This window comes from Microvirga flocculans ATCC BAA-817 (genome assembly GCF_000518665.1).
GTDB lineage: Bacteria > Pseudomonadota > Alphaproteobacteria > Rhizobiales > Beijerinckiaceae > Microvirga > Microvirga flocculans.
Genome location: NZ_JAEA01000015.1, coordinates 21,669 through 47,272 on the forward strand (window position 1 = coordinate 21,669; position 25,604 = coordinate 47,272).

A 25,604-nucleotide genomic window follows, 5' to 3' on the forward strand; every position below is an offset into this window, starting at 1 on the left:
GGATGCGCTAAACCTGTCCCATGATCGGGGGCTCTGCAAAAACGGCCGTGACGGCGGAGATGGTTGCATCGGGCGATCGCGCCGCGCTGGCGCGCGCCATCACGCTCATGGAATCGCGACGGCCCGATCACCGCGAGGCGGCGCGCGTCCTCCTCCAGGCGCTCATGTCCCGCACCGGCCATGCGGTGCGCATCGGCATCACCGGCGTTCCAGGCGTGGGCAAGTCCACCACCATCGACACCCTGGGCTCCATGCTCACCGAGAAGGGGCACAAGGTGGCGGTGCTCGCGGTAGACCCCTCCTCCACCCGCACCGGCGGCGCGATTCTCGGCGACAAGACGCGGATGGCGCGTCTCGCGACCGATGCCAACGCCTTCATCCGCCCGTCGCCCTCCTCCGGGACCCTCGGCGGCGTCGCCGCGAAAACCCGCGAGACGATGCTGCTCTGCGAGGCCGCCGGTTTCGACGTCATCCTGGTGGAGACGGTCGGCGTCGGGCAATCGGAAACGGCGGTCGCGGACCTCACCGACTTCTTCCTCGTCCTCATGCTGCCGGGCGCGGGCGACGAGCTGCAGGGCATCAAGAAGGGCATTCTCGAGCTTGCCGACCTGATCGCCGTCAACAAGGCGGACGATGCGGGGACGAAGGCCAAGGCCGCCGCGGCGGAATACAAGGCGGCCCTGCACATCCTGGCGCCCGCCTCGCCGACCTGGACGCCGCCCGTGCTGACGATCTCAGGCCTGACCGGCCAGGGGCTGGACGAGCTCTGGACCAAGGTGCTCGACCACCGCAAGCGCCTGGAAGCGACGGGAGAGCTTGCCGCCAAGCGGCGGGCGCAGGACACGAAATGGATGTGGGCCCTCGTCCACGAGCGCCTGCATGAGCGGCTCACCCACGACCCCGCCCTGCGTCAACGTGTCCCGGAAATCGAGAAGGCCATCGCCGAGGGCACCCTCGCGCCGAATGCCGGGGCCAGCGAGATCGTGAGGCTCCTGGGGATTTGACGGGCAGGACCGGCGGCCTATCCGGAATTGCACCTGATCCCGGCCACGAAAACCGCTTCAATCCGGAAAGACGCTCCAGCTCTCCGGAACGAACGGATCGCGCCGTGATCGACAGACTGCATCAACAGCCCCTTCTGCTGGGCGCCGTGATCGTCTGCCTGATCTTCGTGGTGCCGACCCTGATCGGCTCGCTCCTGCTGCAGCCTGCCGTCGGGCGCCTGCTGCGCGGGGAGAGAGATCCGAACCCCGTGGTCGGCCTGCTCCTGAACGTCTATTCGCTCTATTACGGCGTCCTGCTGGCCCTTCTCTCCATTGCGGTGTTCGAGAACTACAACAGGGCCCAGGACGCGGTCGGTCGCGAAGCCTCGAGCGCGGTCGCCCTCTATCGCATCTTCAGCGGCTATCCGGAGCCTGCCCGTACATCTCTTTCGTATCTGCTCCGCCAATACCTTGACGAAGAGACCGGGCCGGGCTGGGCGTTTCAGCGGGACGGCCGGATCTCGATGCGGGGCGCCCAGCTCGTCGACCGGCTGAGCCGCGAGCTCCTGGGTTTCAGGCCCGATCCGAATGCGGGCGAAAGCCCGATCCATAGCGCGGCGCTTCAGACATTCGACGAATTCATCGAACAGCGGCGCCTGCGCCTCCAGGCCGCCGGGACCCGTGTGCCGCGGGTGATATGGTCCATCGTCCTCGTCGGCGCAGCCCTCAACGTCCTCATCCTGTGGCTCTTCGACCTGCGAAGAACCACCCACCTGATCCTCGGCGGCGTGCTGATGACCTATATCGGCCTCGTCATCTACATGGTCGGCGTGCTCGACCGGCCGTTCCACGGCGCCCATGGGCTGAAGCCCGGCGATCTCATCCAGGCCCGGCAGCAGATGACCCCGCTGCGGTAAAGCCGTTTCAGGCGCCCCCGGCAATCTCCGGGGTCAGGCGGATCTGCCCCACCTCGATCCCGTTCCAGTTCTTGAAAACGGGCTGGGCCAGGGCCTCGACGGCCTTGCGCTCGTCATGGCTCAGGTCGAGGAACCGCAGGACGAGCCCGGCCATCATGGCCTCGGCCGCACGGGCATTGCCGTCGTCAGCCTTCAGGGCGACCCCATAGCCGAGTTCGGGGAAGGAAGCGCAATAGACGCCCTCCGCGCCCACCTTCACGAAGGCGCGCTCGCCGAGATAGCCCATCAGATTCGTATCGAACCGGCCGGTGCCGGCGACCATGAAGGGATGGCGCGCAACGGCCTTGCGAATGCGCGCAGCCGCGGCCTTCCCGTCGCCCGGCAGGCCGATCCCGGTGCCGAAGCGGGCGAAGCCGAAGGCGAGCGACGGAAGCTTGACCGCGTAAGTCGGAATGGAGCAGCCGTCGATGCCGCTCTTGTCGATGGAGTGGCAGGCTCCGGTGATCTCTTCGAGGGTCTCGCGCACCATGCGCTGCACCGGATGATCCGCCCCCACATAGCCCTTGGGGCTCTGGCCCTGGCCGCAGGCGAGGCAGATGAAGCCCGCGTGCTTGCCCGAGCAGTTGTTGTGGAGGGCGCTCGGGGTCTTTCCCGACGCAGCCAGGGCGCGGTTCGCCGATTCGCCCATCGGCCAGTGCACGCCGCATTCGAGGCAGCCGACATCCTGACCGGCCTTGGCGAGCATGGCCTGGGCTACGGCCACATGCTCCGGCTCTCCCGAATGCGAGGCGCAGGCGAGCGCGATCTCCTCATCGGTCAGGCCGTATTTGTCCGCGATTCCGCTCTCGACCAGCGGCATGGCCTGGAGGGCCTTGACGGCGGAGCGCGGAAAAACGCGCCGATCCACGTCTCCGATCGATAGAACCGTGGCGCCCTCCGCGTCGACCACCGAGATGCTGCCCCGGTGGCGCGACTCGACCAGATTTCCGCGCATGACCTCGACAAGGAAAGGATTGTCCATCAATGCCCCGTTTGAAAAGCGGCGGTGTTGTGGAGGCACTCCATCCCAATGTCAAAGGGGGCATTGTTGCAAAACGCAGAAAATGCAACCCGAAAACACCTCTCGCCATGGCTTGCGATGCGGCTCGGCTCCCCCTAAACCCAGGATCCGAACAAAAGGGGAGCCCCTGATGCGGGTAGCGATGATTGGCTCGGGCTATGTAGGGCTTGTGTCCGGGGCGTGCTTTGCGGATTTCGGGCACGAGGTATGCTGCGTCGACAAGGACCCGTCCAAGATCGCGGCGCTCAACCGGGGCGAGATCCCGATCTTCGAGCCCGGTCTGGCCGAGCTTGTCGCCAAGAACGTGCGGGAGGGCCGGCTGAGCTTCACCACGGAACTAGCGCCGGCGGTCCGGGCGGCCGAGGCGGTGTTCATCGCGGTGGGCACCCCCTCGCGGCGCGGCGACGGCCATGCCGACCTCTCCTACGTCTACCAGGCCGCCCGCGACATCGCGGCGGCGATCGAGGGCTATACGGTGGTGGTGACCAAGTCGACCGTGCCGGTGGGCACCGGCGACGAGGTCGAGCGGATCATCCGGGAGGCCCGCCCCGACGCGGAGGTGGCCGTGGTCTCGAACCCGGAATTCCTGCGCGAGGGCGCGGCGATCGCCGACTTCAAGCGCCCGGACCGCATCGTCATCGGCACCGAGGACGAGCGCGCCAAGGCGGTGATGAGCGATCTCTACCGCCCGCTCTACCTGAACCAGGCGCCGGTGCTGGCGATGTCGCGGCGCACGGCGGAGCTGACGAAATACGCGGCCAACGCCTTTCTGGCCACCAAGATCACCTTCATCAACGAGATCGCGGACCTGTGCGAGCAGGTGGGCGCCAACGTGCAGGACGTGGCGCGCGGCATCGGGCTCGACAACCGCATCGGGGCGAAGTTCCTGCATGCCGGTCCGGGCTATGGCGGCTCGTGCTTTCCGAAGGATACGCTCGCGCTGATCAAGACCGCGCAGGATCACGGGGCGCCGATGCGGATCGTGGAGACGGTGGCGGCGGTCAACAGCCAGCGCAAGCGGGCGATGGGACGCAAGGTGATTGCGGCCTGCGGCGGCTCGGTGCGGGGCAAGACCGTGGCGGTTCTGGGGCTGACCTTCAAGCCGAACACCGACGACATGCGCGACGCGCCTTCAATCGACGTGATCGCGGCGCTGCAGGATGCGGGGGCGCGGATCCGGGCCTTCGACCCGGAGGGGATGGCGGCGGCGCGCGCGGTGCTGACGGACGTGGACTACGCCCGGGACCCCTATGACTGCGCCCGCGGGGCGGATGCCCTGGTGCTGGTGACGGAATGGGACCTGTTCCGGGCGCTCGACCTGCCGCGCCTGAAGGCGGCGCTGAACGCCCCGGTGGTGGTCGACCTGCGCAACGTCTACCGCCCCGACGACATGAAACGCCACGGCTTCACATACCTCAGCATCGGGCGCGCCTGAACTCCCGCGCGGAGCGGCTTGCGCGCCGCTCCGCCGGGTGCCATGAGATAGATCCACCGCGAGACAGCCACCTTGAAATAGCCCTTGGAGCGATCCATGCAGACCTTCTTTGTCGAGATCAAATGCAAGCTCGGCAAAACCTATGCCGTCGCAAACGCTCTCGCGGACCGGGAAATCGCATCCGAGATCTACTCGACGGCGGGCAACTACGACATCCTGGCCAAGTTTCACGTGGATGACGGGGTCGATATCGGGCATTTCATCGCCGAGAACGTGCAGGTCATCCCCGACATCGCCGACACGCACACGATCATCACCTTCAAGGCGTTCTGACCTTCGGCCTGATCACTGCACCAGAGCGCTGGCCTCGGCCGTCCTCTCGGCCTGACGGGCGATCTCGGCGAGATAGGGCCCGATGCCCTCGTAGCGGTCGAGGCGGCGGACGATCTTGGAGTCGATCTTGTTGTAGAGCTCAGCGACACTCACGGGACGGCGCTTGCGGCCCTTGCCTTCCATGAAGAGCCCCGCATTGGCGCGGGCCGCCTTCGGGAAGAGCTTGGAGGCCTTCATGTTCGGGTCCTGATCCAGGACCTCGAGGAAGCGCACGGCGGCGGATGCGCCCAGGAAATGCGCGAGGTAGAGTTCGGCCTCGGCGAGCTCCCGCTCTCCCTGCGCCTGGAGCGCCCGCTCCACGTCCTTGATCAGTTCCCCGGCCATGAGGGCCGAGAAATAGGGATCCGTGCGCAGGTTCATGATCCAGGCCCGGTCCTTGTCGCTCACCACGGGATCGCCGTCGACGATCCTGATGGCCTCGGCCGCTGCCGTGAAACCGTAATCCGCGGCGTGGAGCTGGACGATCTCGAGCCAGGTCCGGTCGATGAACTGGAACAGCCCTTCGGCGGAGGAGGTCGGCGCCCTGGCCTCGGGCGAAAGGCTCGATTCCACATCGGCCAGGGTCATCATGTAGACCGGGTCGACGCCCGTCACATGAGCGGCCTTGAGGATGGAATGCACCAGCCAGCGCGGCACATTGCGTCCATTGAAGGGGATCAGCTCGTCCGGGTCTCCGGCGGCCTCGTCCAGCACCTCCTGGTGTGCCGGCTTGGCGGGCTGGGGCTTCGTACGGATGAAGGCGCCGTCCAGGATTTCACGGAAAAGTTCCGGGTTCTTCGCCAGGGCCGGGGTGAAACCGACGGAAGCGGTCGCCAGGGAGCCGGCGATGTCCTGCCGCAGCGGAGGAGCGGCCAGGGGTCTCGCCATCAGGGCGCTCGGGAGGGTGGCCACGGCAGCCGGCCCGGCTGCGATTCCCTGAAGTCCGATGACCAGGCCCGCGGTCAGGGCAAGGCGGAGAGGGCGGCGGCTTCCGGTTTTGCGCGTGTTCGCAACAGGTTGCGGAACTGCGCAGAGCAGGTTTCTCGCGTTACTCATCGTCACTTATCCCGCACGGCCCGAACCTGACGGACGGGCCTTCCCTTGTGTCATTCTGAGACAAGGGTTGACGGGAAGATGTGTCGACAATCGGTCAGCTTGGCCATAAAAGGCACATTTTTAACGGCGCTACCGCCTTTTTCCCCCGGATAACCGCGTTTTTTACTGCATTTCACGCCGAGGATTGTGCGACGAGCTGCGCATTCGTCCGCTCGAGGCGTTTGGCCAATTCCCGCATGATCGCCAGGGACATCTGGGGAAATTGCGCCAGGAGCTCGAGAAAGACCCGCTTGTCGATCCGCAGGGCCGTGGTCGGCTCCGTGGCCATGATCGTCGCGGAGCGGGGCGTGTCCGAGAGAATGCCCATCTCCCCGACGAGAGCGCTGCTGCCCAGCTCGGCCACCTGGATGTCCCCGCCGGGGGTATGGAGGAGGACGCTCGCCCGCCCATCGAGGATCACATAGGCGGCGTCGGAGGGGTCTCCCTGCGAGAAGAAGCGCTGCCCACCGGCGAACTGCACCCGCTCGCTCGTGAAGGCGAGCAGCTTCAGACGGGCCGGATCCACGTCCCTGAACATGGGGACCTGTCGCAAGGACTGAACCTCCGTCTCAAGGGTCATGCCACCTCTCCTGTTATTCTTTCGGCTTCCGGCCCGGGCTTGGCACGCCCGAGCGGCGGATGGGCCGTGTTGTCGATGATGATCTGTCCATCGCGGAAGCGCATCTGAACATCGAAGGCACCTGCCTGTCGATCATTCGGAAGTACCATGAACAGGCTTTGTTGTTGGAAAAACTGAAGCAGCAATTGCATCAGCTGCTGCCCCCTCGCCTCGTCGAAGGGAGCGAGCGCTCCGTCCACGACCAGAATGTCCGGCCGCTTGACCAGGCAACGCACGAGATTGACGCTCGCCCGCTCCTGCGGCGACAGGAGCCGGCCCGCCGTCCCGACGTCGTAATCGAGACCGATGCGCTGCACGTCCTCCAGCAGGTCGAGTTCCCGGATGACCGTCGCGACCGCCTGAGCGACCCGCGCCCTCGCATTGGCCACCTGATAGCTGACGCGCCCGAACAGGAGATTGTCCCTCAAGGGCGCCGCCGCACAGATCTTTTCCGGATCGTAGAATTCGACGCCCTCGGGGTCGGCTTTCTCGAGAACCTCGCGGACGAGCCCCCGCGCCCCCACGATCCGGTCCGTCATGCCGTCGTCGAGCAGGCCCAGTCGATGCCGCGCTTCGACATAGGCGAGCGGCAAGGCCAGGAGGCGCGTGCGGTCCTCACGCCGCAAGTGCCCCTCGCCACGCGCGTAACGCCGCAGGATCTTCTGGTATTCCGGCAGTTCTTCCGCGCCGATGAAGGAGAACTGCTCGAAGAGGGAATGCCCAGGCGGCAGGCCTTCGAAGATTTCGGTCATCGTCTCCGCGATCTGAAGTCCCATCCGCACCAGACCGTCCGTGAGCCCGGCACGGCGGATGGCACTGCGGAACTGCGCATTCTCGGCCAGTTGACGTCCCTTGAACTCGTCGGAGATCGGCACGCCGAAGAGCAGGTTCTCGGCGATAGTGGCCTGGCTGTTGTAGCGCTCGGGATCGAACGGCTCGACGAGATCGGACATGCCGTTCGACCGAAACGTCTCGCGCAGGCGCTGCCGGGCTTCCACCAGGCGCCCGGCCAGGGCGCTGTCGCGCGCGGGATCGATCCAGCCCGCCAGTCCGAGCAGATAGATCGTGTCCCCCATGCCGATCCTCTCCAGAAGGTCGATGAGGATACGGTCGAGATCGTTCTCGTCCTTGGCGCCGATGCGCTTGTAGTCCACCCATTGATCGGAAATGCTCTCGAGCGGATTTCCCGTCCGCAGCGCCTCGGCGATCCTGCGGTCCATATCGCGTTTGCTCTCCACGACCTTGCCGAGAGGCTTGGACCTCAGGCCATAGATCAGGTTGTCGCGGATACTCCCGGGAAAGAGGATGGGATCGACGCCCGCATAGGCGATCCTGCGCCCGGCCACGGCATGGGGAAGCTGCAGCAGGTCCCTGTCGCCGATGCGGAGCTGGCCGCTGAACTCCGTCGTCCGCCGTGCGACAATGCGGGCCATCATGCTGGCCGCCGTCCCCCCGTTGGAGATCAGGGCGACGCTGGCGGGCAGATCGACGGCGAAAGCCCCTCCCTCGATGATCATGTCGCCATGAGGCCCGGCGACGCGGATCCCCTCGCCCACCAGAGGTCCGACGAGAGGCGTGTCCTCCTCCTCGTCCTGGCGCGCCTCGACCATGGGGCCGAGCCGCTCCTCGGCGAAATGCTGCGTGACCTGATCGTACTTCACCTGGACGTCGAGGCGCTGCTGATCCCAGTCGATGAGCTCCTTCAAGGGAGGCGGCAATTCGCGATAGGCGGCGATCACGGCGACGAGCTGACCGATATCGAGCGTGCCGCGCAGGGCAAAGTAACCGCCGACGGCGTAGAAGAAGAACGGGGTAAGCTGCGCCAGGAAATTGTTGAGGGATTTGACGAAGAATTTTCGGTTGTAGATCTTCAGCCGGACCGTGAAGAGATCGAAAAGGCGATGGCCGATCTCGGCCCGCTCCCAGTTGTAGGCATTGTGGACATGGACCACTTCGATCCCGTCGAGGACTTCGGCGATGCGCCCGGCCAACTGGCGTGAGGCCAGCTGGCGCTGCCTTCCGAGGCGCAGCAATTCGCGCCGCAGCCTGGGAATGATGATGAACTGTATCGCGATCACGGCCAGGGCGATCAGACCGAGCCAGACGTTCTGCACCATGATGAAGAGAAGGGCCGTAATCGCCTGCGTGCCGAGGAAGATCGGCGTGATGAAGGCATCGCCGATGAACCCGCCGATGGGTTCGACCTCATCCTTGATGATGGTTGCCGTCTCGGAGGACTTGACAGTGCGCAGAGCCTCCGGGGTGAAGCGCAGGACCATGGAGAAAAGGTCGAAGCGCATGCGCCTGAGCATCCGCTCTCCGAGAATGCCTTTCTCGACGTTGATCCAGTACTTGAACGCCCCGTTGACGACGACGAAGAAGAGAAAAAGCAGCGACAGGCCCATGAGCAGGCCGATACGGGTGACCTGAAAGCCTTCGAAGATTTCCAGGGTGCCGCCGCCCAGCCAGACCGGCCAGTCGTATGTGAGGTGAAGAAAGGGCGCCGTCGGGTTGCCCTCCCGGAACGCCTCGCCCTGGATCGCCTGGTTCACGATCTGGCGGGGCAGATCGAGAGACATGAAGTAAAAAGGCAGGGACGCAAGGACCACCGCGCAGACGATCAGCTGGTCGCGCCTCGAATGAGTCCAGATGTACCGGAAAAGGCTCTTCTCCATCAGCGCAACGACATCACATTCATGTGCTTTACGTCCCCCCTCTTTCCGAACTGGGGCACCGCCATAGTTTGACGAGAGGGGCTATTGCAAGGGTAGAGATAGCTGTCCTAACGTCAAATTACGATACGGCAGCCAACTTTACCTCTCCCACCAAGGGACGCCTGCATGGCAAACGCGGTCACGAACCCCAAGGCAGACAAGGGATTGCCCTTGTCCGCGCCCCTTCAGGGCGCAAGGGTTCTCATCTACAGCCACGATACGTTCGGGCTCGGGCATCTGCGCCGCTCCCGGGCGATCGCCAATGCGATCGTCGAAGATCGGCCCGGCGCCTCCGTGGTCATCATCTCGGGCTCCCCGGTCATCGGTAATTTCGAGTTCGAGAGCGGCGTCGACTACATCCGGATCCCCGGCGTCACCAAGTTGCCCGACGGGGATTATCGCTGTCTCAACCTCAACGTCAGCCTGGATGAGGCGGTGGGCCTGCGCCAGGCGCTCATCCTCCAGGCCGCCAGGGCGTTCCGGCCCGATGTCTTCATCGTCGACAAGGAGCCGACCGGCTTTCGCGGCGAGGTCGTGCCTGCCCTCGACTATCTCCAGGCCACGGGCTGCCGACTCGTCCTCGGCATCCGCGACGTGATGGACGAGCCCGCCCTGCTCGTCCCGGAATGGGAGCGCAAAGGCGCGACCGAAGCCCTGACCCGCTACTATGACGAGATCTGGGTCTACGGCCTCAAGGACGTCTACCAGCCCCTCAAGGCCCTCGACCTGCCCGCCGAGGTGGAGCGGCGCATCACCTATACCGGCTATCTGCGCCGGGAGGTGCCGCCGACCCCGTCCCTGACGAAATACCCGAAGATCACCAAGCAGCCCTTCATCCTGGTGACCACGGGCGGGGGCGGCGACGGGGACGACCTGATCGACTGGGTGATCTCGGCCTATGAGGCGGATGAGACGCTCGAACAGCCGGCCCTCATCCTCTTCGGCCCCTTCATCGACCGGGACAAGCGGCGCTCCTTCATGGAGCGCATCGCCAGGCAACCCAAGCTCGACGCGATGTCCTTCGACAACAAGATCGAACGGCTCATGAAGAGGGCCGACGCCATGGTGGCCATGGGCGGCTACAACACCTTCTGCGAGGCACTCTCCTTCGACAAGCGCACCCTGATCGTGCCGCGCACCCGCCCGCGGCTGGAGCAGTACATCCGCGCGGTCGAGGCCGAGCGGCTCGGCCTGGTGAGCATGCTGAGCGACTATAAGGAGCCGCGCACGCCGGAGCGGATGGCGGCAGCCCTGCGAAACCTGTCCTCGCAGCCGCGTCCCTCCGAAGTGTTCATCCCGGGTCTTCTCGACGGCCTTGACCGGGTGCAGGAGCGGCTTAAGGCTCTCACAGAAACCAGGGCCCCCTTCGCCCCTGCCTACCATCAGGCGGCCGAGTAAGAACACGCATGCTTCCTTCGAAGACAGCCCGACGGATCGCCGTCGTCGTGAAAGGCTATCCACGCCTTTCGGAGACCTTCATCGCGCAGGAGATCCTGGCCCTCCAGGAGCGCGGCCTGGAGCTCGCGATCTGGTCCCTTCGCCACCCGACCGAGCGGGCCGTGCATCCCATGCACAAGGCCATCAAGGCGCCGGTCACCTATTTGCCGGAATACCTCTACGAGGAACCCCTGCGCGTGCTCCGGGGAGCCGCCTGGAGCCTGCGGCAGAAAGGGTTCGGTCCCACGATCCGGGCTTTCTGGCGCGACCTGAAGCGCGACTTCACAGTCAACCGGGTCCGACGCCTCGGCCAAGCCTTCGTGATGGCGCGGGAAATGCCACCGGATGTAGGACATCTCCACGTCCACTACCTGCACACGCCCGCCTCCGTCGTGCGCTACGCAGCGCTCCTGACGGGCCGGACCTGGACTTTCTCGGCCCATGCCAAGGACATCTGGACGACGCCGGATTGGGAGAAGCGCGAGAAGATGGCCGAGGCCCTGTGGGGCGTGACCTGCACGGCGCACGGCGCGTCCCATCTCCAGGCCCTGTCCGATCCGCAGAAGGTCTCCCTCGTCTATCACGGGCTCGACCTCTCCCGCTTTCCCGCTCCGCCCGAGAGCCGCCCCGCGCGGGACGGCTCCGATCCGCAGGATCCGCTGCGCATCGTCTCGATCGGCAGGGCCGTGGCGAAGAAAGGCTTCGGCGACCTGATCAAGGCTCTTGCGGCCCTGCCGCCGGACCTGCACTGGCGCTTCGCCCATGTGGGCGGCGGAGAGCTGCTCGACGCGCTGAAGAAGCAGGCCAAGGAGGCCGGCATCGCCGACAAGGTGATCTTTCTCGGATCGAAAGCGCAGCCCGAGATCATCGGCCTGCTGCAACAGGCCGATCTCTTCGTGCTGCCGTCCAAGGAGGCGAAATCGGGCGACCGGGACGGGCTGCCCAACGTGATCATGGAAGCCGCGAGCCAGGAACTCGCCATCGTCGCCACGGACTTCGCCGGAATTCCGGAATTCATCCGCAACGGCGTGGAAGGCGAGCTCGTTCCGCCGGGCGATTGGGAAGCCCTCTCCAACGCCCTCAACCTTCTCGCCCGCGATCCCGAGCGGCGCAGGGCCCTCGGCGCGGCGGCCTTCGCCCGGCTGCGGCGGGACTTTTCCATGGAAGGCGGGATCGACGGGCTGGAGCGGCGCTTCCGGTCCCTGGCGGAGAGCCCCTCGAAAGAACCGGAGTACGTGTGACCGTCGCGAGGCCCGTTGCATTCTATGCCCCGCTGAAGAGCCCGGACCACCCCCTTCCCTCGGGCGACCGGACCATGGCGCGCCTGCTCCTGAAGGCGCTCGGCACGGCGGGCTTTTCACCGCAGCTCGCGAGCGAATTGCGGACCTTCGACAAGACAGGCGACGCTCACCATCAGGACACGGTCCGTCGCCAATCCCTCGACGAGGCCGCGCGCCTGATCGCGCAGTATCGCGCTCTGCCGGTGCAGAGCCGTCCGTGTCTGTGGTTCACCTATCACGTCTATTACAAGGCTCCGGACTGGATCGGCCCTCGCGTCGCCGATGCGCTCGGCATTCCCTATGCTGTGGCCGAGGGATCGCGGGCGGCGAAACGCGCCTCCGGTCCCTGGGCCCTCGGGCACGAGGGCGCAGAGGCGGCTCTCGACCGGGCCGATGCGATCTTCGTCATGACGGAGCAGGACCGGCAGGCGCTGGAAGCCGCCCGACCGCCGGGGCAAATGCTGGTCGACCTGCCGCCGTTTCTGGACCTGGAGGGCTGGCCTTCGTCCGGCATCCGCCCGGCACCGGCAAGCGAACCGCGCCTGCTGGCCGTCGCCATGATGCGCGACGGCGACAAGCTGGCTTCTTATCGCATTCTCGCCGCGGCTCTCGAAAGGCTCCGGCATCTGCCATGGATTCTCGACATCGTGGGAGACGGCGAGGCGCGGGAAGAAGTCGAAGGGCTCTTCGCTCTCTTCGCGCAGCGTGTGCGCTTCCATGGCCGGATCGAGAACAAGGCGGATCTGGCTGCGCTTTACGCGGCCGCCGATCTCTTCGTCTGGCCTGCCGTCAACGAAGCCTACGGCATGGTGCTGCTGGAGGCCCAGGCGCTCGGCTGCCCGGCGATCGCCGGGGCCTATGGCGGCGTCGCGAGCGTGGTCCAGCATGAGCGGACGGGGTTGCTGGCGCCCCCCGGCGACATCGCGGCCTTCGCCGATGCCCTCGGAAGCCTCCTGTCGGACCGGGAGCGGTTGCGACGGTTCGGAGCGGAGGCGGCGAATTTCGTGAGGAGGGAGCGCGATCTCGCTCATGCCGTTTTGCGCTTGCGCAATGCACTCGAACCGCTCGCGGGTAGAGTGGCGTCATGAGTTTACGGGTTCTCATCGCCGTTACGCATCTTCTGGGCGCGGGCCACCTCACCAGGGCCGCCGCCCTGGCGCGCGCATTCGCGCGCAGGGGCCACGAGACGACGCTCGTGTCGGGCGGCGCCCCTGCGCGCCTGGCCGAGCTCGGTCAGGTGAGGTTCGTCCAGCTGCCGCCGCTGCGCACCATCGGCACGGATTTCAGAATGCTGCTGGACGAGAATCTGCAACCCGTCGACGGCGCCTATCTCGACCGGCGCAGGGCCCTCCTTCTCGATACCGCAAGAACGATCCGCCCCGACATTCTCATCACCGAGCTTTTCCCCTTCGGCCGCAGGACTCTGGCGGGCGAGTTCATGGCCCTGCTCGACACAGTGCGATCCGCGCGACCGCGGCCGCTCGTTTTCTGCTCCATCCGCGATATTCTCGTTCCCTCCTCCAAGGCGGAACGGATAGCGGAAACGCACGAGCGCCTGCTTCGCCACTACGATGCCGTTCTCGTCCACGGCGATCCCGCGCTCGCTCCCCTCGAAGCGTCGTGGCCGGTGGACGAACGCATTGCGCCGCTCATCCGCTACACGGGCTATGTGGACGAGAACGAGAATCCCGTTTCCGTAGGAATGCGGCAAGGAATCGTGGTCTCGGGCGGATCGAGCGCGGCGAGCCTGCCGCTCTATCGCGCATCGCTCGACGCTTCGCCCCGGATCGCCGACCGGCCATGGCGCATCCTCGTCGGACAGGGCGTGCCGGAAGCGGAGTTCCAGGAGCTCCGGGAGCGCGCCCCTTCGCACGTGCTCGTCGAGCGGGCCCGGCCGGACTTTCGGCAGCTTCTCGCGCGCGCCGAGGTTTCCATCAGCCAAGCCGGTTACAACACCATTGTCGACCTGCTGCGCTGCGGCGTGAAGTCGATCCTCGTCCCCTTCGAGGCGGGTCGCGAGACAGAACAGCGCCTGCGTGCCGAACGCCTGAAGGCGCTGGGCGCCGCGCAAATCGTCCCGGAGAACAGCCTGTCGCCGGAGAACCTTGCGGAGGCGATCCGCGAAGCTCTGGCGCTGGCTCCCTCCCCATCTCTCGACGTTTCCCTCGATGGGGCGCGGCAGAGCGTCGCCATTGCGGAAAGCCTCGCGCGCTCCGGTCCTGCCCTTCATCGCCGCATCGACTGGTCGCCTCTCGATGCCGCGCTGGAGCAGGCGAGAGAGCGGGACTGTGCCCTCCGCTTCTGGTGGCGCGACGACGACGCGGTGGCCGGGTCCGACGAACTCGACCGGCTTCTGGTCCTCGCCCGCCGCTACGAAGCCGGGATCGGACTGGCCGTCATTCCGCAGAGCCTCGATCCGTCTCTCGCCGCCTGCCTCGGCGAAGAGGAAAAGGCCTTTGCCCTGGTCCATGGCTGGAGCCACGCGAACCATGCGCCCCCCGGCGTGAAGAAGGCCGAGTTCGGCGCCCATCGTCCGCTGGAGGTCATGACTGCCGAAGCCGCGCAGGCGCTCCAGGTGGCGAAAGGATTCTTCGGCCCGAAACTCCTGCCCGTCTTCGTTCCGCCGTGGAACCGCATCGATCCGGGTCTCGTGGTCGCGCTGCCGCGCTCAGGCTTCGTGGGCGTGTCCACCTTCACGGACCGGAGGAAGGCAATGCCTGCGGAAGGTCTCCTGCAGGTCAACACCCATGTGGATCCCATCGACTGGCATGGAACGCGAAGCGCAGTCGCGCCCACCGAGCTCATCGCGGCCGTCGCCGGGGCCGTCCTGCGGCGGGTATCGGGCGAGGCAGACAGAGACGAGCCCATCGGCCTTCTGACGCACCATCTCGCGCACGACGACGCCATCTGGTCGTCATGCGAACGGCTTATCGCCCACCTTGCCGCGCAGAACATCCGTTTTCTGCGGCCGGATGCGTGTTTCGGATTGGAAACAGGATCACATTTGCGATCTAATGGGATCTGATGCGTTATGCTCGTAGATCTGGAGGAGCATATGGAAACGCCACTCCTGTCGGTTCGCCAGCTGACAGTGGATTTCAGCACCGACGCCGGTAACTTCCGCGCGGTCGACGGACTCACCTTCGACATTCCGAAGGGCAAGACGGTGGCGCTCGTCGGCGAGTCCGGCTCCGGCAAGTCCGTCACGGCCCAGGCCATTCTCCAGATCCTGCCCAAAAAGGCCAAGATCGCCGGCGGATCGATCCTCTTCGACGATCCCAAGAACGGGGGAAGCGTCGACATCGCCGGGCTACCGGCGGAAAGCGATGCCATGCACGCCCTGCGCGGCGGGCGCATCGCCATGATCTTCCAGGAGCCGATGACCTCCCTGTCTCCGCTCCACACCATCGGCGATCAGATTTCCGAGGCGCTGAAGGTCCATGCGGACGTGGACCCGGCCAAGGCGAACCAGCGGACCATGGACGTGCTGGCCCGTGTCGGGTTCCCCGACCCGAAGCGCGCCCTGACAACCTATCCGTTCGAACTCTCGGGCGGCCTTCGCCAGCGCGCCATGATCGCGATGGCGCTCATCACCCGACCGGCGCTCCTGATCGCCGACGAGCCGACGACGGCGCTCGACGTCACCACGCAGGCGCAGATCCTCGACCTCATCAAGGAGCTGCAATCCGAAACCGGCATGTCGGTGCTCCTCATCACCCACGATCTCGGCGTGGTAGCCAACGTGGCCGACGAGGTGGTGGTGATGTATCGCGGGCGCGTCATGGAGGCCGGATCCCGGGAGGATATCTTCCGCAATGCCCAGCACCCCTATCTCAAGGCGCTGATGCGGGCGGTTCCGCGCTTCGCCATGGCGGAGAACGAGCGCCTGACGCCGATCCGCGAGGTGACGAGCAGGAATCTCCCCTCGGTTCATGCACCTGCGCGCGTCCAGCCGACGGGTCCGATCCTGAAGGCCGAGCGCCTCACCAAATCCTTCACGCTCCGGTCGGGCTGGTTCTCCGGCAAGAGCCAGACCATCCGTGCGGTGAGCGAGGTCGACCTCGCGCTTCCCGCCGGCAGGACTCTGGGACTCGTGGGCGAATCCGGATGCGGCAAGACGACCGTTTCCAAGATCATCATGCGGGCGCTCACGCCCGATTCCGGCCGGGTGCTGTTCGATGACGGCACGGGCCCGAAGGACGTGCACAAGCTGCAGGGCGATGCGCTGACGGCCTACCGTCGCTCGGTGCAGTTCATCTTCCAGGACCCGTTCTCGTCGCTCAACCCGCGCATGACGGTCTACGAACTGCTGACCGAGCCCTTGCGCATCCACGATATCGGGACGCCGGACGAGCGCTATGAGCGCGCGAAACAGCTTCTCGACATGGTCGGTATGGATCAACGCGCCCTCCGGCGCTATCCGCACTCCTTCTCGGGCGGGCAGCGCCAGCGTCTCGGCATCGCCCGGGCCCTTGCCCTCGAGCCGCGCGTCCTGCTCTGCGACGAGCCGGTATCGGCCCTCGACGTATCGGTGCAGGCGCAGGTGCTCAACCTGCTCAAGGATCTGCAGGCGGCGCTCGGCCTCTCCTATCTCTTCGTGTCTCACAACCTCGCGGTGGTCGACTACATCGCCGACACCATTGCCGTCATGTGCCGGGGCTACATCGTCGAGGAGGCTCCGAAATCCTCCCTCTTCCGCAATCCGGTGCATCCCTACACGCAGGCGCTTCTCGCTGCCGTGCCGGATCCGGATATCGACCGCCCCCTCGATTTCGCGAAGCTGCGGGAGGGACGCTTCTCGCAGCCCTCGGAATGGCCGGAGCCTTTCCGCATCAAGCCGGGCGAGTTCGGTGCGATGAAGGAGATCGAGCCCGGCCACAAGGTTCGCCTGGGGCATCTCACAGACCGGGAGGCCGCATGATGCCGCTCACATCCCGAAAAGCCTCTCTCGCTCTGGCGCTCGCCTTTGGGTTGCTCGCGCTTCCGGCCTGGGCCCTGGAGTACAAGGAGCCGCCTTTCTTCGACAGCCTGCGGCAGGACAAGAAGCTGCCGCCGCTCGCCGAGCGGCTCCCGAACCCGCCCATCGTCGTCACGTCCTCTGGGCATTATGGCGGAGACATCGTCACCCTCGTCGCGCGCCCGCGCGACATCCGCTATATTTCGACCTACACCTACACGCGCCTCGTCGGCTACGACGCGAAGCTTCATCTTCAGCCCGATCTTCTGGAGAAGTTCGAGAACGAGGGCGATCGGGTTTTCACCTTCACCCTGCGCGCCGGGCATCGCTGGTCGGACGGCACGCCGTTCACGGCGGAGGATTTCCGCTATTACTGGGAGGACGTGGCGCAGAACCCCGATCTGTCGCCCGCCGGTCCGCCCGAGTTCATGCTGGTGGATGGGCAGCTCCCGCGCTTCGAGATCCTCGACGAACGGACGGTGCGCTACACCTGGGAGAAGCCCAATCCCCGCTTCCTGCCGCAACTGGCCGGGCCGCTCGACCCCGCAATCTACCGCGCCTCGGCCTATCTCAAGCAGTTCCACGCGAAATACGCGGACAAGGCCGCGCTCGAGGAAAAGGCAAAGCAGCAGAAGCTGAAATCCTGGGCCGCCCTGCACAACCGCATGGACGACATGAAGGAGCAGACCAACCCCGCGCTACCCACCCTCATGCCGTGGCGCGTCACGAACGCCGCGCCTGCCAACCGCTTCATCTTCGAGCGCAATCCCTATTACCACCGCGTCGACGCGAAGGGGCAGCAGCTTCCCTATGTCGACCGCATCATCATGGACGTATCCGCCGGAGGCCTCTTCGCGGCCAAGGCCAATGCGGGCGAGGAGGATCTTCTGTTCCGCGGCCTGTCCATGAGCGACATTCCCGTCCTGAAGGAGGGCGAGAAGGCGAAGGGATACCGCACCCTGCTCTGGCCCTATGCCCGGGGAACGGAGCTTGCGCTCTACCCCAACCTCAACACCGTGGACCCCGTCTGGCGGCAGCTCAACCGGGACATCCGCTTCCGCCGCGCCCTCTCGCTCGGCATCGACCGCAAGACCCTGAACAACGCCCTGCTCTTCGGGCTCGGCACCGAGGGCAACAACACCGTCGTCGAGGAAAGCCCCCTCTTCGAGCCGGAGCTGCGCACCGCGAACGCCACCTACGATCCGGCGCAGGCCTCGCGGCTTCTCGACGAGATCGGCCTCACGAAGCGCAACGGTGCGGGCATCCGCCTTCTGCCCGACGGGCGCGAGCTGGAAATCATCGTCGAGACGGACGGCGAAAGCACTCTGGTGGTCGACGGCCTCACCCTGATCGCCGAGTTCTGGCGCGAGATCGGCGTGCGCCTCTTCGTGAAGCCGCAGGACCGCACGGTTCTGCGCAACCGGTCCTTCGCGGGCCTGACCGTGATGGTGGCAGCCCCGGGAATAGACAACGCCATTCCCACCGCCATCATGCCCCCGACCGAGTTCGCGCCCATGCGCCAGGACAATTACAGCTGGCCGAAATGGGGGCAGTATGTGGAAACCAAGGGCAAGAACGGCGAGCCCGTCGACATGCCCGAAGCCAAGCGCCTTCTCGACAGCTACGAGACCTGGATCAACACCGGAGACCGCAAGGTTCAGAGAGAGGCGTGGCGCGCAATGCTGCGCAATCATGCCGAGAACCAATGGTCCATCGGCACCATCGCAGGCGCGCTGCAACCCATCGTCGTCCGCAACGGATTGCAAGGCATTCCCGCCAAGGCGCTCTACAGCTGGGAGCCGACGGCGATGCTCGGCATCTATCGCCTGGATGAGATCCACTGGAACAAAGCCGCCGGCAAAGAGGCCAGCCGATGATCCGTTTCCTTTTGCGTCGCCTCGTCACCATGGCGGTGACCCTGCTGATCATCTCGGCCCTGGTCTTCTTCATCATCAAGCTGCCGCCGGGCGACTTCCTGTCCAATCAGATCGCGGAGCTGAGAGCGCAGGGAGAATCCGCATCCATCGCGAAGGCCGAGTTTCTCATCAAGCAATACGGGCTCGACAGGCCGGCCTGGGAGCAATATCTGGTCTGGCTCGGCGTGATGCCCGGGCCCAACGGCTTTTCCGGCCTGCTGCAGGGCGATTGGGGCTGGTCCTTCGAATACGACAAGCCCGTGGCTGACGTGGTGGGCGATGCCCTGTGGCTGACGCTCCTCGTCAATCTCGCGGTGGTGATCTTCATTCACCTCATCTCGATCCCCATCGCCATCTACTCGGCCACGCGGCAATATTCGGTCGGCGATTATCTTGCGACCTTCATCGGCTATATCGGTCTGGCCACGCCGAGCTTCCTGCTGGCCCTCATCCTGCTCTACTACATGAACCGCTGGTTCGGCATTTCCATCGGCGGTCTCTACGATGCGCAATATGCGGGCGAACCCTGGACCTGGCCCAAGATCCAATCCCTGCTCTCGCATCTCGTGGTTCCCACCGTTGTGATCGGGCTCGGCGGCACGGCCGCCATGATCCGGCGCATGCGCGCGAACCTCCTCGACGAACTGAGCAAGCAATACTACGTGACCGCGAAGGCGAAGGGGCTGGGGCCGACCAAGGCCCTGCTGAAATATCCCTTCCGCATGTCGCTCAACCCCTTCATCGCCGATGTGGGCAACCTTCTCCCGCACCTGGTCTCGGGTTCGGTTCTGGTATCGCTGGTGTTGAGCCTGCCGACGGTAGGGCCGATCCTCCTGAGCGCGCTCAAGAGCCAGGATCAATTCCTGGCGGGCTTCATCCTCATGTTCGTCGCGATTCTCACGGTCGTCGGCATGCTCATCTCGGACCTTCTGCTGGCCTGGCTCGATCCCCGCATCCGCATGGGAGGCGGACGATGAACACAGCCGTCACCTCCAAGCGCCACTACGTCGATCCGGCTCCCTTCGATCCCGGCAAGACCGAACCGGTCGGAGCCGGAAGCGAGAGCTTTTATCGCGCCTCGTCCTGGCAGCTGATGTGGTGGAAGTTCCGTCGCCACAAGGTGGCGCTCGCCGCCGCCTTCGTGCTGCTCGCCTTCTATGCGCTGCTGCCCTTCGTCGAGATCATCGCGCCCTACAACCACATCAAGCGGCATGGCGACTTCCTCTATGCCCGCCCCCAGGCGATTCACCTGATGCACGAAGGCCGCTTCGTCGGCCCCTTCGTCTATCCCTACAGCTACAGCTTCGACCTGGAGAATTTCCGGCGCGTCTACACGGTCGACACATCGAAGCCCCAGCCGATCCGTTTCCTCTGCCGGGGCGATGCCTACGAGTTCTGGGGAATGTGGAAGGCGGATTTTCACCTGGTCTGCCCGCCCGACGGCGGCACGATGTTCCTGCTGGGCACGGACAGGCTCGGGCGCGACCTGCTTTCGCGGATCATCTACGGCGCGCGGATCTCGCTCACCATCGGCATCGTCGGCATCGCGGTGTCGTTCGCGCTCGGCCTCTTCTTCGGAGGGCTCGCCGGCTATCTCGGCGGCTGGGTCGATCACGTGATCCAGCGGATGATCGAGATCCTGCGCTCGCTTCCGGAACTGCCTCTGTGGCTGGCGCTCTCCGCCGCCCTCCCGGCGAACTGGAGCCCGATCCTCGTCTTCTTCGGCATCACGATCATCCTCGGGCTCCTCGACTGGCCGGGGCTGGCCCGCGCCGTGCGCTCGAAGCTGCTCGCCCTGCGCGAGGAGGACTTCGTGAAGGCCGCCGAGCTCATGGGGGCCTCCAAGCAGCGCATCATCGCGCGCCATCTCATCCCGAACTTCATGAGCCACCTGATCGCCTCGGCGACGCTGTCGATCCCGTCCATGATCCTCGGCGAGACCGCCCTCTCCTTCTTAGGCCTCGGCCTGCGCCCGCCGGTGACGAGCTGGGGCGTGCTGCTCAACGAGGCGCAGAACCTCGCGGCGGTGCAACTTCATCCCTGGCTGCTCTTCCCGATGGTGCCCGTGGTGATCGTAGTGCTCGCCTTCAACTTCATGGGCGACGGCCTGCGCGACGCAGCCGATCCCTACCATTAGAACGGCTTTTGCCCGGGAGCGTCGAGAATGCCCCGGGCAAAGGCATAAAGCGTCGCATGAAAAAAAGGCGCCCGAAGGCGCCTTTTACTGTCTTTACCGGCGGCGAGGGCTCTTTTCGAGCCAGGCCACCTGGGCTCCGTCGCGGCGCCCGTCGGGGCGGCTTGCAGCGGGCTTGCCCTGGGCAGGGCGCGGCGCATGAGCGGGGCGTTGAGCCTGCGCGGAGCGCTGCTGGTTTCCGGCAGGTTGGCCGACCTGCTGCTGTCCATTGCCGGGCTTCCCGCCGCGACGGCGGCGCTTCGGCCCCTTCTCGGCATTCGGATCGGACGTGCGCGGCTGGCCATGGCCCTGGTTCCCGCGGGCATGGGGAGCCGGACGGCCCCGCTGCGGCTGGCCGTTCCGATGGGACGCCTCGCGGCGCTGTTCGGAAGCCTCCGAAGCCGCGGGAGCGGCCGGAAGTCCTTCCGGCAGAGGCATGACCGGCACCTTCAGGCGGGTCAGCTTTTCGATGTCCTTCAGGTACGCCTTTTCCTCATCGTTGCAGAATGAGATGGCGAGGCCCGTCGCCCCCGCGCGGGCCGTGCGGCCGATGCGGTGGACATAAGATTCCGGCACGTTCGGCAGGTCGTAGTTGATGACATGCGTCACGCCTTCGACATCGATGCCGCGCGCGGCGATATCCGTCGCCACGAGCACGCGGCACGAGCCGTCGCGGAAACCCGCAAGCGCACGCTCGCGCTGCGGCTGCGACTTGTTGCCGTGAATGGCGGCACCCGCGATGCCCGCCTTGTCGAGGCCGCGCACCACCTTGTCCGCACCGTGCTTGGTGCGGGTGAAGACGAGCACGCGGTCGATGGACGGATCGCGCAGGAGCGTTTCGAGCAGCACCTGCTTGCGGCCGGTCTGCACGAAGATCACGCTCTGCTCGACGCGCTCGGCGGTGGTGGCGACGGGCGTTACCGCCACATGCGCCGGATCGCGCAGGAACGAGTCGGCGAGCGTCGAGATGGTCTTCGGCATGGTGGCCGAGAAGAACAGGCTCTGGCGCTCCTTCGGCAGAAGGGTCACGATGCGCTTCAATGCGTGAATGAAGCCGAGATCGAGCATCTGGTCGGCCTCGTCGAGGACGAGGATCTCAATGTCGCGCAAGGAGAGCGCCCTGCGGTCCACAAGGTCGATCAGGCGGCCGGGCGTGGCGACGAGCACGTCGACGCCCTGAGCCAGCGCCTTCTCCTGGCGGGAGATGGTGACGCCGCCGAACACCACCTCGGTGGTAAGGCGCAGGTTGCGGCCATAGGCCTTGAAGCTGTCGGCGATCTGGCCGGAGAGCTCGCGGGTCGGGCTGAGCACGAGCACGCGCGGGCTTTTCGGCTTACGCGGCTTCGGGTTCGCATTCAGGCGGTGCAGGATCGGCAGCGCGAAGGCGGCCGTCTTGCCGGTGCCGGTCTGGGCGATGCCGCAGACGTCGCGGCCTTCCATGGCATAGGGAATGGTCTGGGCCTGGATGGGCGTGGGCTTCTCATAGCCCTCGGCTGCAAGGGCCTTCAGGATCGGCTGGGCCAATCCGAAATCGGAAAAGAGTGTCAAAGTCATTGATCTTTCGAACGGATGCGGTGAGCCGCAAAGCAGGTTCGGCTAAAGCAAGCAGGGGCGCTTCGGGGCTCTGAGGCGAGAGCCCGCGTGATGGGGCCGTCGTATGATTTGAGCGATTGAAGAAGGGGACCGGGGTCTTCGCTACTGTCCGCGAATATCCGTCACGCAGTCCCGCTCAAGCGTTCCGGTTGCCGGACGCCGTCGCCTGCTGTGCATATGGAGGCTAAAAACCTATCCGTCAACCGCAAGGCCTGACATAAAGCACAAATGTCTCCTTCCGGCCCCATGCCCTGGCGCGTCGTCCTCGCTCTCTCCATCACCCACCTGGTTTCCTACGGGACGCTGTTCTACGCCTTCGCGCTCCTCATCGAACCCATGGAACGGGACCTCGGATGGTCGAAGACGGCTTTGACCGCCGCCTTCTCCCTCGCCCTCGTCTCGTCGGCCTTCTTCGCCGTGCCCGTCGGACGGCTGATCGACCGGGGCTATGGCCGGGCGGTGATGACCGGAGGCTCGGTGCTGGCTGCGCTCCTCCTCGTTCTCTGGGCCTTGACCGACCAATACCTGGTCTTCGTGCTGATCTGGCTCGGGATCGGCGCGACCATGAGCGCCGTCTTCTACGAGGCGGGCTTTGCGGTGCTGGCCCTCAATCTCGGCCTTCTGGCCCGGCGCGGCATCACGATCATCACCCTCGTCGCGGGCTTCGCCAGCACCGTGTTCATCCCGCTCCTGCACATGCTCATCGATGTCTATGGCTGGCGCGGCACGCTGCTGGCGATGGCGGCCGTGAATCTCGGCATCTGCGCCGTGCTGCACGCCTCCTGCATTCCGGCCGCGCCCGACCGGCCAAGGCACAGAACGGAAAGCCAGCCGATCCCGGCCCCCGCCTCGAACCCGCGCCGGGTTCTCCGCGAGCCCGCCTTCTGGCTCTTCGTGACCACCAACGTGCTGCAGGGCATGATCTCGACGGGAATCCCGGTTCACCTGATCCCGATCTTCCTCGAGCGGGGGTTTTCTCTCGACGCGGCCGTGGCCGCCTATGCGGTGATCGGCCCGGCCCAGGTCGCGGCGCGGTTCGTCACCGGGTTCGGGGAGCGGGCCATGAGCCTGAAGGGGATCGGGGTGATGACCATGGCCTTGAGCGCCCTCGCCTTCGTGGTCCTGCCTTTCATTCCGGCCGGGTCCTGGCTGATCATCGGCTTCGCGGCCCTTTACGGCGCCGCCAACGGGATGCTCACCATCGTAAAGGCCCTCCTGCCGCCGGAGCTCTTCGGACGGGAGGATTACGGGGCCATCCAGGGCATGATCGCCATGCCGGTCCGCATCGCCATGGCCGGGGCCCCCTTCGCCTTCGGCGCCCTCTGGGCATGGCGGGGCAGCTACGATGCCGTCCTTGGCCTGTGCCTGAGGATGTCCGTATGCGCCCTCCTCGCTTTCATGCTAAACCTGCGGCTGGCGAAGGAGCCCTGAACAACTTCAAGAATTGACTTGCCTTAGACGGCTAAAGAAATCATGTGCAGGGCTTGAGGGTGATATCCTTGCAAGGAAAGACGCGTTCCGTGACGACAGTGACTGATCTTCTGATTGTGGGCGGCGGCATCAATGGCGCAGGCATCGCGCGCGACGCCGTGGGCCGGGGCCTCTCGGTGGTGCTCTGCGAGCAGGGCGACCTCGCCGGCTACACCTCCTCCGCCTCGACGAAGCTGATCCACGGCGGTCTGCGCTACCTGGAATATTACGAGTTCCGCCTGGTGCGCGAGGCCCTGTTCGAACGCGAGCGCCTGCTGGAATCCGCTCCCCACATCATCTGGCCCCTGCGCTTCATCCTGCCCCATGAGAAGGGCATCCGCCCGGCGTGGTTCGTGCGCCTCGGCCTGTTCCTCTACGACCACCTGGCACCGCGCAAGAAGCTGCCGGGAACCGAGACGATCCACCTGACCCGGCACCCCGCGGGCCAAGGCCTGAAGCCGGGCTTCGACACCGCCTTCGTCTATTCCGACTGCTGGGTCGAGGACAGCCGCATGGTGGCGCTCAACGCCATCGACGCCTCCGAGAAGGGCGCGGATATCCGCGTGCGTACCAAGCTCACCTCCGCCCGCCGCGAAGGCGCGATCTGGGTCGCGACCCTGCAGAACGCCGAGACCGGCGAGACCTCGGAGGTTCGCGCCAAAGTGATCGTCAATGCGGGCGGGCCTTTCGTGGCCGACGTGCTTAACGCCAAGCTCGGCCTCAACACCGCGAAGAACGTGCGCCTCGTGAAGGGCAGCCACATCGTGGTGCCGAAGCTCTTCGACACCAAGGAAGCCTTCATCCTCCAGAACACGGACAAGCGGATCGTCTTCGCGATTCCGTACCAGGAGAAATTCACTCTCATCGGCACCACCGACATTCCGGTCGAATCCGTGCCCGACAGGAAGGTGGAGATCAGCCAGGACGAGATCCTCTACCTCTGCAATGTGGTGAACCACTTCTTCAAGAAGCAGGTGACCCCTGCAGACGTGGTGTGGACCTATTCGGGCGTGCGCCCGCTCTTCGACGACGGCTCGTCCAACGCCTCCGCCGTGACCCGCGATTACGTGTTCGACATGGATGCGCCGCAGGGCGGGGCGCCGGTGCTGTCGATCTTCGGCGGCAAGATCACCACCTTCCGCAAGCTCGCCGAGCACGCTCTCGACGAGTTGAAGCCTTTCTTCCCCGGCATGAAGCCGTCCTGGACGGAGACGGCGAAGATGCCCGGCGGCGACATGCCGGACGCAGATTTCGACCGCTTCTTCGCCACCGTGCGCCAGCGCTGGCCCTTCCTGCCCGAGCCCCTCGCCCATCGCCTCGCGCGGGCCTACGGCACGCGGGTCGACGAGATCCTGGGCTCGTCGAAGTCACTTTCCGACCTCGGCGAGGATTTCGGCGCGGGACTGACGGCGGCGGAGGTCGATTATCTGGTCCGCTGCGAATGGGCGCGCACGGCCGAAGACATTCTTTGGCGGCGTTCGAAGCTCGGGCTGCATGTGCCGGTTGACGCTGCGTCCAAGATCGATGCCTACTTGGCCAAGAAAAAAGCGTCGCCGGTCGCGGCGCAATAAACTCGGGGAAGA

General features: G+C 65.6%; 19 protein-coding genes. 14 read left to right on the forward strand and 5 right to left on the reverse strand.

What is annotated here, in order from left to right:
• The first annotated feature begins 20 nt into the window (after positions 1–20).
• On the forward strand, positions 21–1,004 hold the full coding sequence (gene meaB, locus L879_RS0116140; RefSeq protein WP_051435363.1) for a methylmalonyl Co-A mutase-associated GTPase MeaB: 984 nt from the start codon (positions 21–23) through the stop codon (positions 1,002–1,004).
• A gap of 104 nt (positions 1,005–1,108) precedes the next feature.
• The gene (locus L879_RS0116145; protein ID WP_027317030.1) at positions 1,109–1,900 is read left to right on the forward strand and encodes a bestrophin-like domain; all 792 of its coding nucleotides are present in this window, start codon (positions 1,109–1,111) and stop codon (positions 1,898–1,900) included.
• 7 nt (positions 1,901–1,907) lie between these two features.
• Here L879_RS0116145 and L879_RS0116150 read toward each other — a convergent pair whose 3' ends face one another.
• Complete coding sequence (locus L879_RS0116150; protein WP_027317031.1) at positions 1,908–2,921, reverse strand: asparaginase; 1,014 nt, start codon at positions 2,919–2,921, stop codon at positions 1,908–1,910.
• A gap of 169 nt (positions 2,922–3,090) precedes the next feature.
• On the opposite strand from L879_RS0116150, the gene L879_RS0116155 reads away from it, so the two are divergent.
• Both L879_RS0116155 and L879_RS0116160 read left to right on the forward strand, forming a co-directional pair.
• Positions 3,091–4,395, forward strand: a complete 1,305-nt coding sequence (locus tag L879_RS0116155; RefSeq protein ID WP_027317032.1) for a UDP-glucose dehydrogenase family protein — start codon at positions 3,091–3,093, stop codon at positions 4,393–4,395.
• Between the two features lie 96 nt (positions 4,396–4,491).
• The gene (locus L879_RS0116160; RefSeq protein WP_027317033.1) at positions 4,492–4,728 is read left to right on the forward strand and encodes an Lrp/AsnC ligand binding domain-containing protein; all 237 of its coding nucleotides are present in this window, start codon (positions 4,492–4,494) and stop codon (positions 4,726–4,728) included.
• A 12-nt stretch (positions 4,729–4,740) separates the two neighbouring features.
• On the opposite strand, the gene L879_RS22910 is transcribed toward L879_RS0116160, so the two are convergent.
• The 3 genes from L879_RS22910 to L879_RS0116175 form a co-directional block, all read right to left on the reverse strand.
• Complete coding sequence (locus L879_RS22910) at positions 4,741–5,823, reverse strand: transglycosylase SLT domain-containing protein (RefSeq protein WP_051435364.1); 1,083 nt, start codon at positions 5,821–5,823, stop codon at positions 4,741–4,743.
• A gap of 172 nt (positions 5,824–5,995) precedes the next feature.
• Positions 5,996–6,442, reverse strand: a complete 447-nt coding sequence (locus L879_RS0116170; protein WP_027317034.1) for a Crp/Fnr family transcriptional regulator — start codon at positions 6,440–6,442, stop codon at positions 5,996–5,998.
• Positions 6,439–9,156 carry an ABC transporter transmembrane domain-containing protein gene (locus L879_RS0116175; RefSeq protein WP_027317035.1) on the reverse strand — a complete coding sequence of 906 codons (2,718 nt, stop codon included), beginning with the start codon at positions 9,154–9,156 and terminating at the stop codon, positions 6,439–6,441. Before L879_RS0116175 ends, L879_RS0116170 begins: the two co-directional genes overlap by 4 nt.
• Before the next feature lie 165 nt (positions 9,157–9,321).
• Between L879_RS0116175 and L879_RS21930 the strand changes: the two genes are divergently transcribed.
• From L879_RS21930 to L879_RS0116215, 8 genes are read left to right on the forward strand one after another with little or no spacing between them, the layout of a single operon-like run.
• The gene (locus L879_RS21930) at positions 9,322–10,593 is read left to right on the forward strand and encodes a glycosyltransferase family protein (RefSeq protein WP_084021098.1); all 1,272 of its coding nucleotides are present in this window, start codon (positions 9,322–9,324) and stop codon (positions 10,591–10,593) included.
• Between the two features lie 8 nt (positions 10,594–10,601).
• The gene (locus L879_RS0116185) at positions 10,602–11,873 is read left to right on the forward strand and encodes a glycosyltransferase family 4 protein (RefSeq protein WP_027317036.1); all 1,272 of its coding nucleotides are present in this window, start codon (positions 10,602–10,604) and stop codon (positions 11,871–11,873) included.
• Positions 11,870–13,000, forward strand: a complete 1,131-nt coding sequence (locus L879_RS0116190) for a glycosyltransferase family 4 protein (protein WP_027317037.1) — start codon at positions 11,870–11,872, stop codon at positions 12,998–13,000. The genes L879_RS0116185 and L879_RS0116190 overlap by 4 nt, the downstream gene beginning before the upstream one ends.
• Positions 12,997–14,937, forward strand: a complete 1,941-nt coding sequence (locus L879_RS0116195) for a glycosyltransferase (RefSeq protein ID WP_027317038.1) — start codon at positions 12,997–12,999, stop codon at positions 14,935–14,937. The genes L879_RS0116190 and L879_RS0116195 overlap by 4 nt, the downstream gene beginning before the upstream one ends.
• Before the next feature lie 30 nt (positions 14,938–14,967).
• Complete coding sequence (locus tag L879_RS0116200) at positions 14,968–16,833, forward strand: ABC transporter ATP-binding protein (RefSeq protein ID WP_027317039.1); 1,866 nt, start codon at positions 14,968–14,970, stop codon at positions 16,831–16,833.
• Entirely contained in the window at positions 16,830–18,746 is a 1,917-nt protein-coding gene (locus tag L879_RS0116205; RefSeq protein ID WP_438268116.1) for an ABC transporter substrate-binding protein, read from the forward strand. Before L879_RS0116200 ends, L879_RS0116205 begins: the two co-directional genes overlap by 4 nt.
• Positions 18,743–19,762, forward strand: a complete 1,020-nt coding sequence (locus L879_RS0116210; RefSeq protein ID WP_027317041.1) for an ABC transporter permease — start codon at positions 18,743–18,745, stop codon at positions 19,760–19,762. Before L879_RS0116205 ends, L879_RS0116210 begins: the two co-directional genes overlap by 4 nt.
• Positions 19,759–20,922, forward strand: a complete 1,164-nt coding sequence (locus tag L879_RS0116215; RefSeq protein ID WP_027317042.1) for an ABC transporter permease — start codon at positions 19,759–19,761, stop codon at positions 20,920–20,922. Before L879_RS0116210 ends, L879_RS0116215 begins: the two co-directional genes overlap by 4 nt.
• A 93-nt stretch (positions 20,923–21,015) precedes the next feature.
• Here the strand turns inward: L879_RS0116215 and L879_RS0116220 are convergent, their stop codons facing one another.
• Positions 21,016–22,506, reverse strand: a complete 1,491-nt coding sequence (locus tag L879_RS0116220) for a DEAD/DEAH box helicase (RefSeq protein WP_027317043.1) — start codon at positions 22,504–22,506, stop codon at positions 21,016–21,018.
• 273 nt (positions 22,507–22,779) lie between these two features.
• Between L879_RS0116220 and L879_RS21935 the strand changes: the two genes are divergently transcribed.
• Together L879_RS21935 and L879_RS0116230 are read left to right on the forward strand one after the other, a co-directional pair.
• Positions 22,780–23,982: an MFS transporter gene (locus tag L879_RS21935; protein ID WP_051435365.1), complete on the forward strand. Its 1,203-nt coding sequence runs from the start codon at positions 22,780–22,782 to the stop codon at positions 23,980–23,982.
• 89 nt (positions 23,983–24,071) lie between these two features.
• Positions 24,072–25,592 carry a glycerol-3-phosphate dehydrogenase gene (locus tag L879_RS0116230; RefSeq protein ID WP_027317044.1) on the forward strand — a complete coding sequence of 507 codons (1,521 nt, stop codon included), beginning with the start codon at positions 24,072–24,074 and terminating at the stop codon, positions 25,590–25,592.
• The last annotated feature ends 12 nt before the right edge of the window (positions 25,593–25,604 follow it).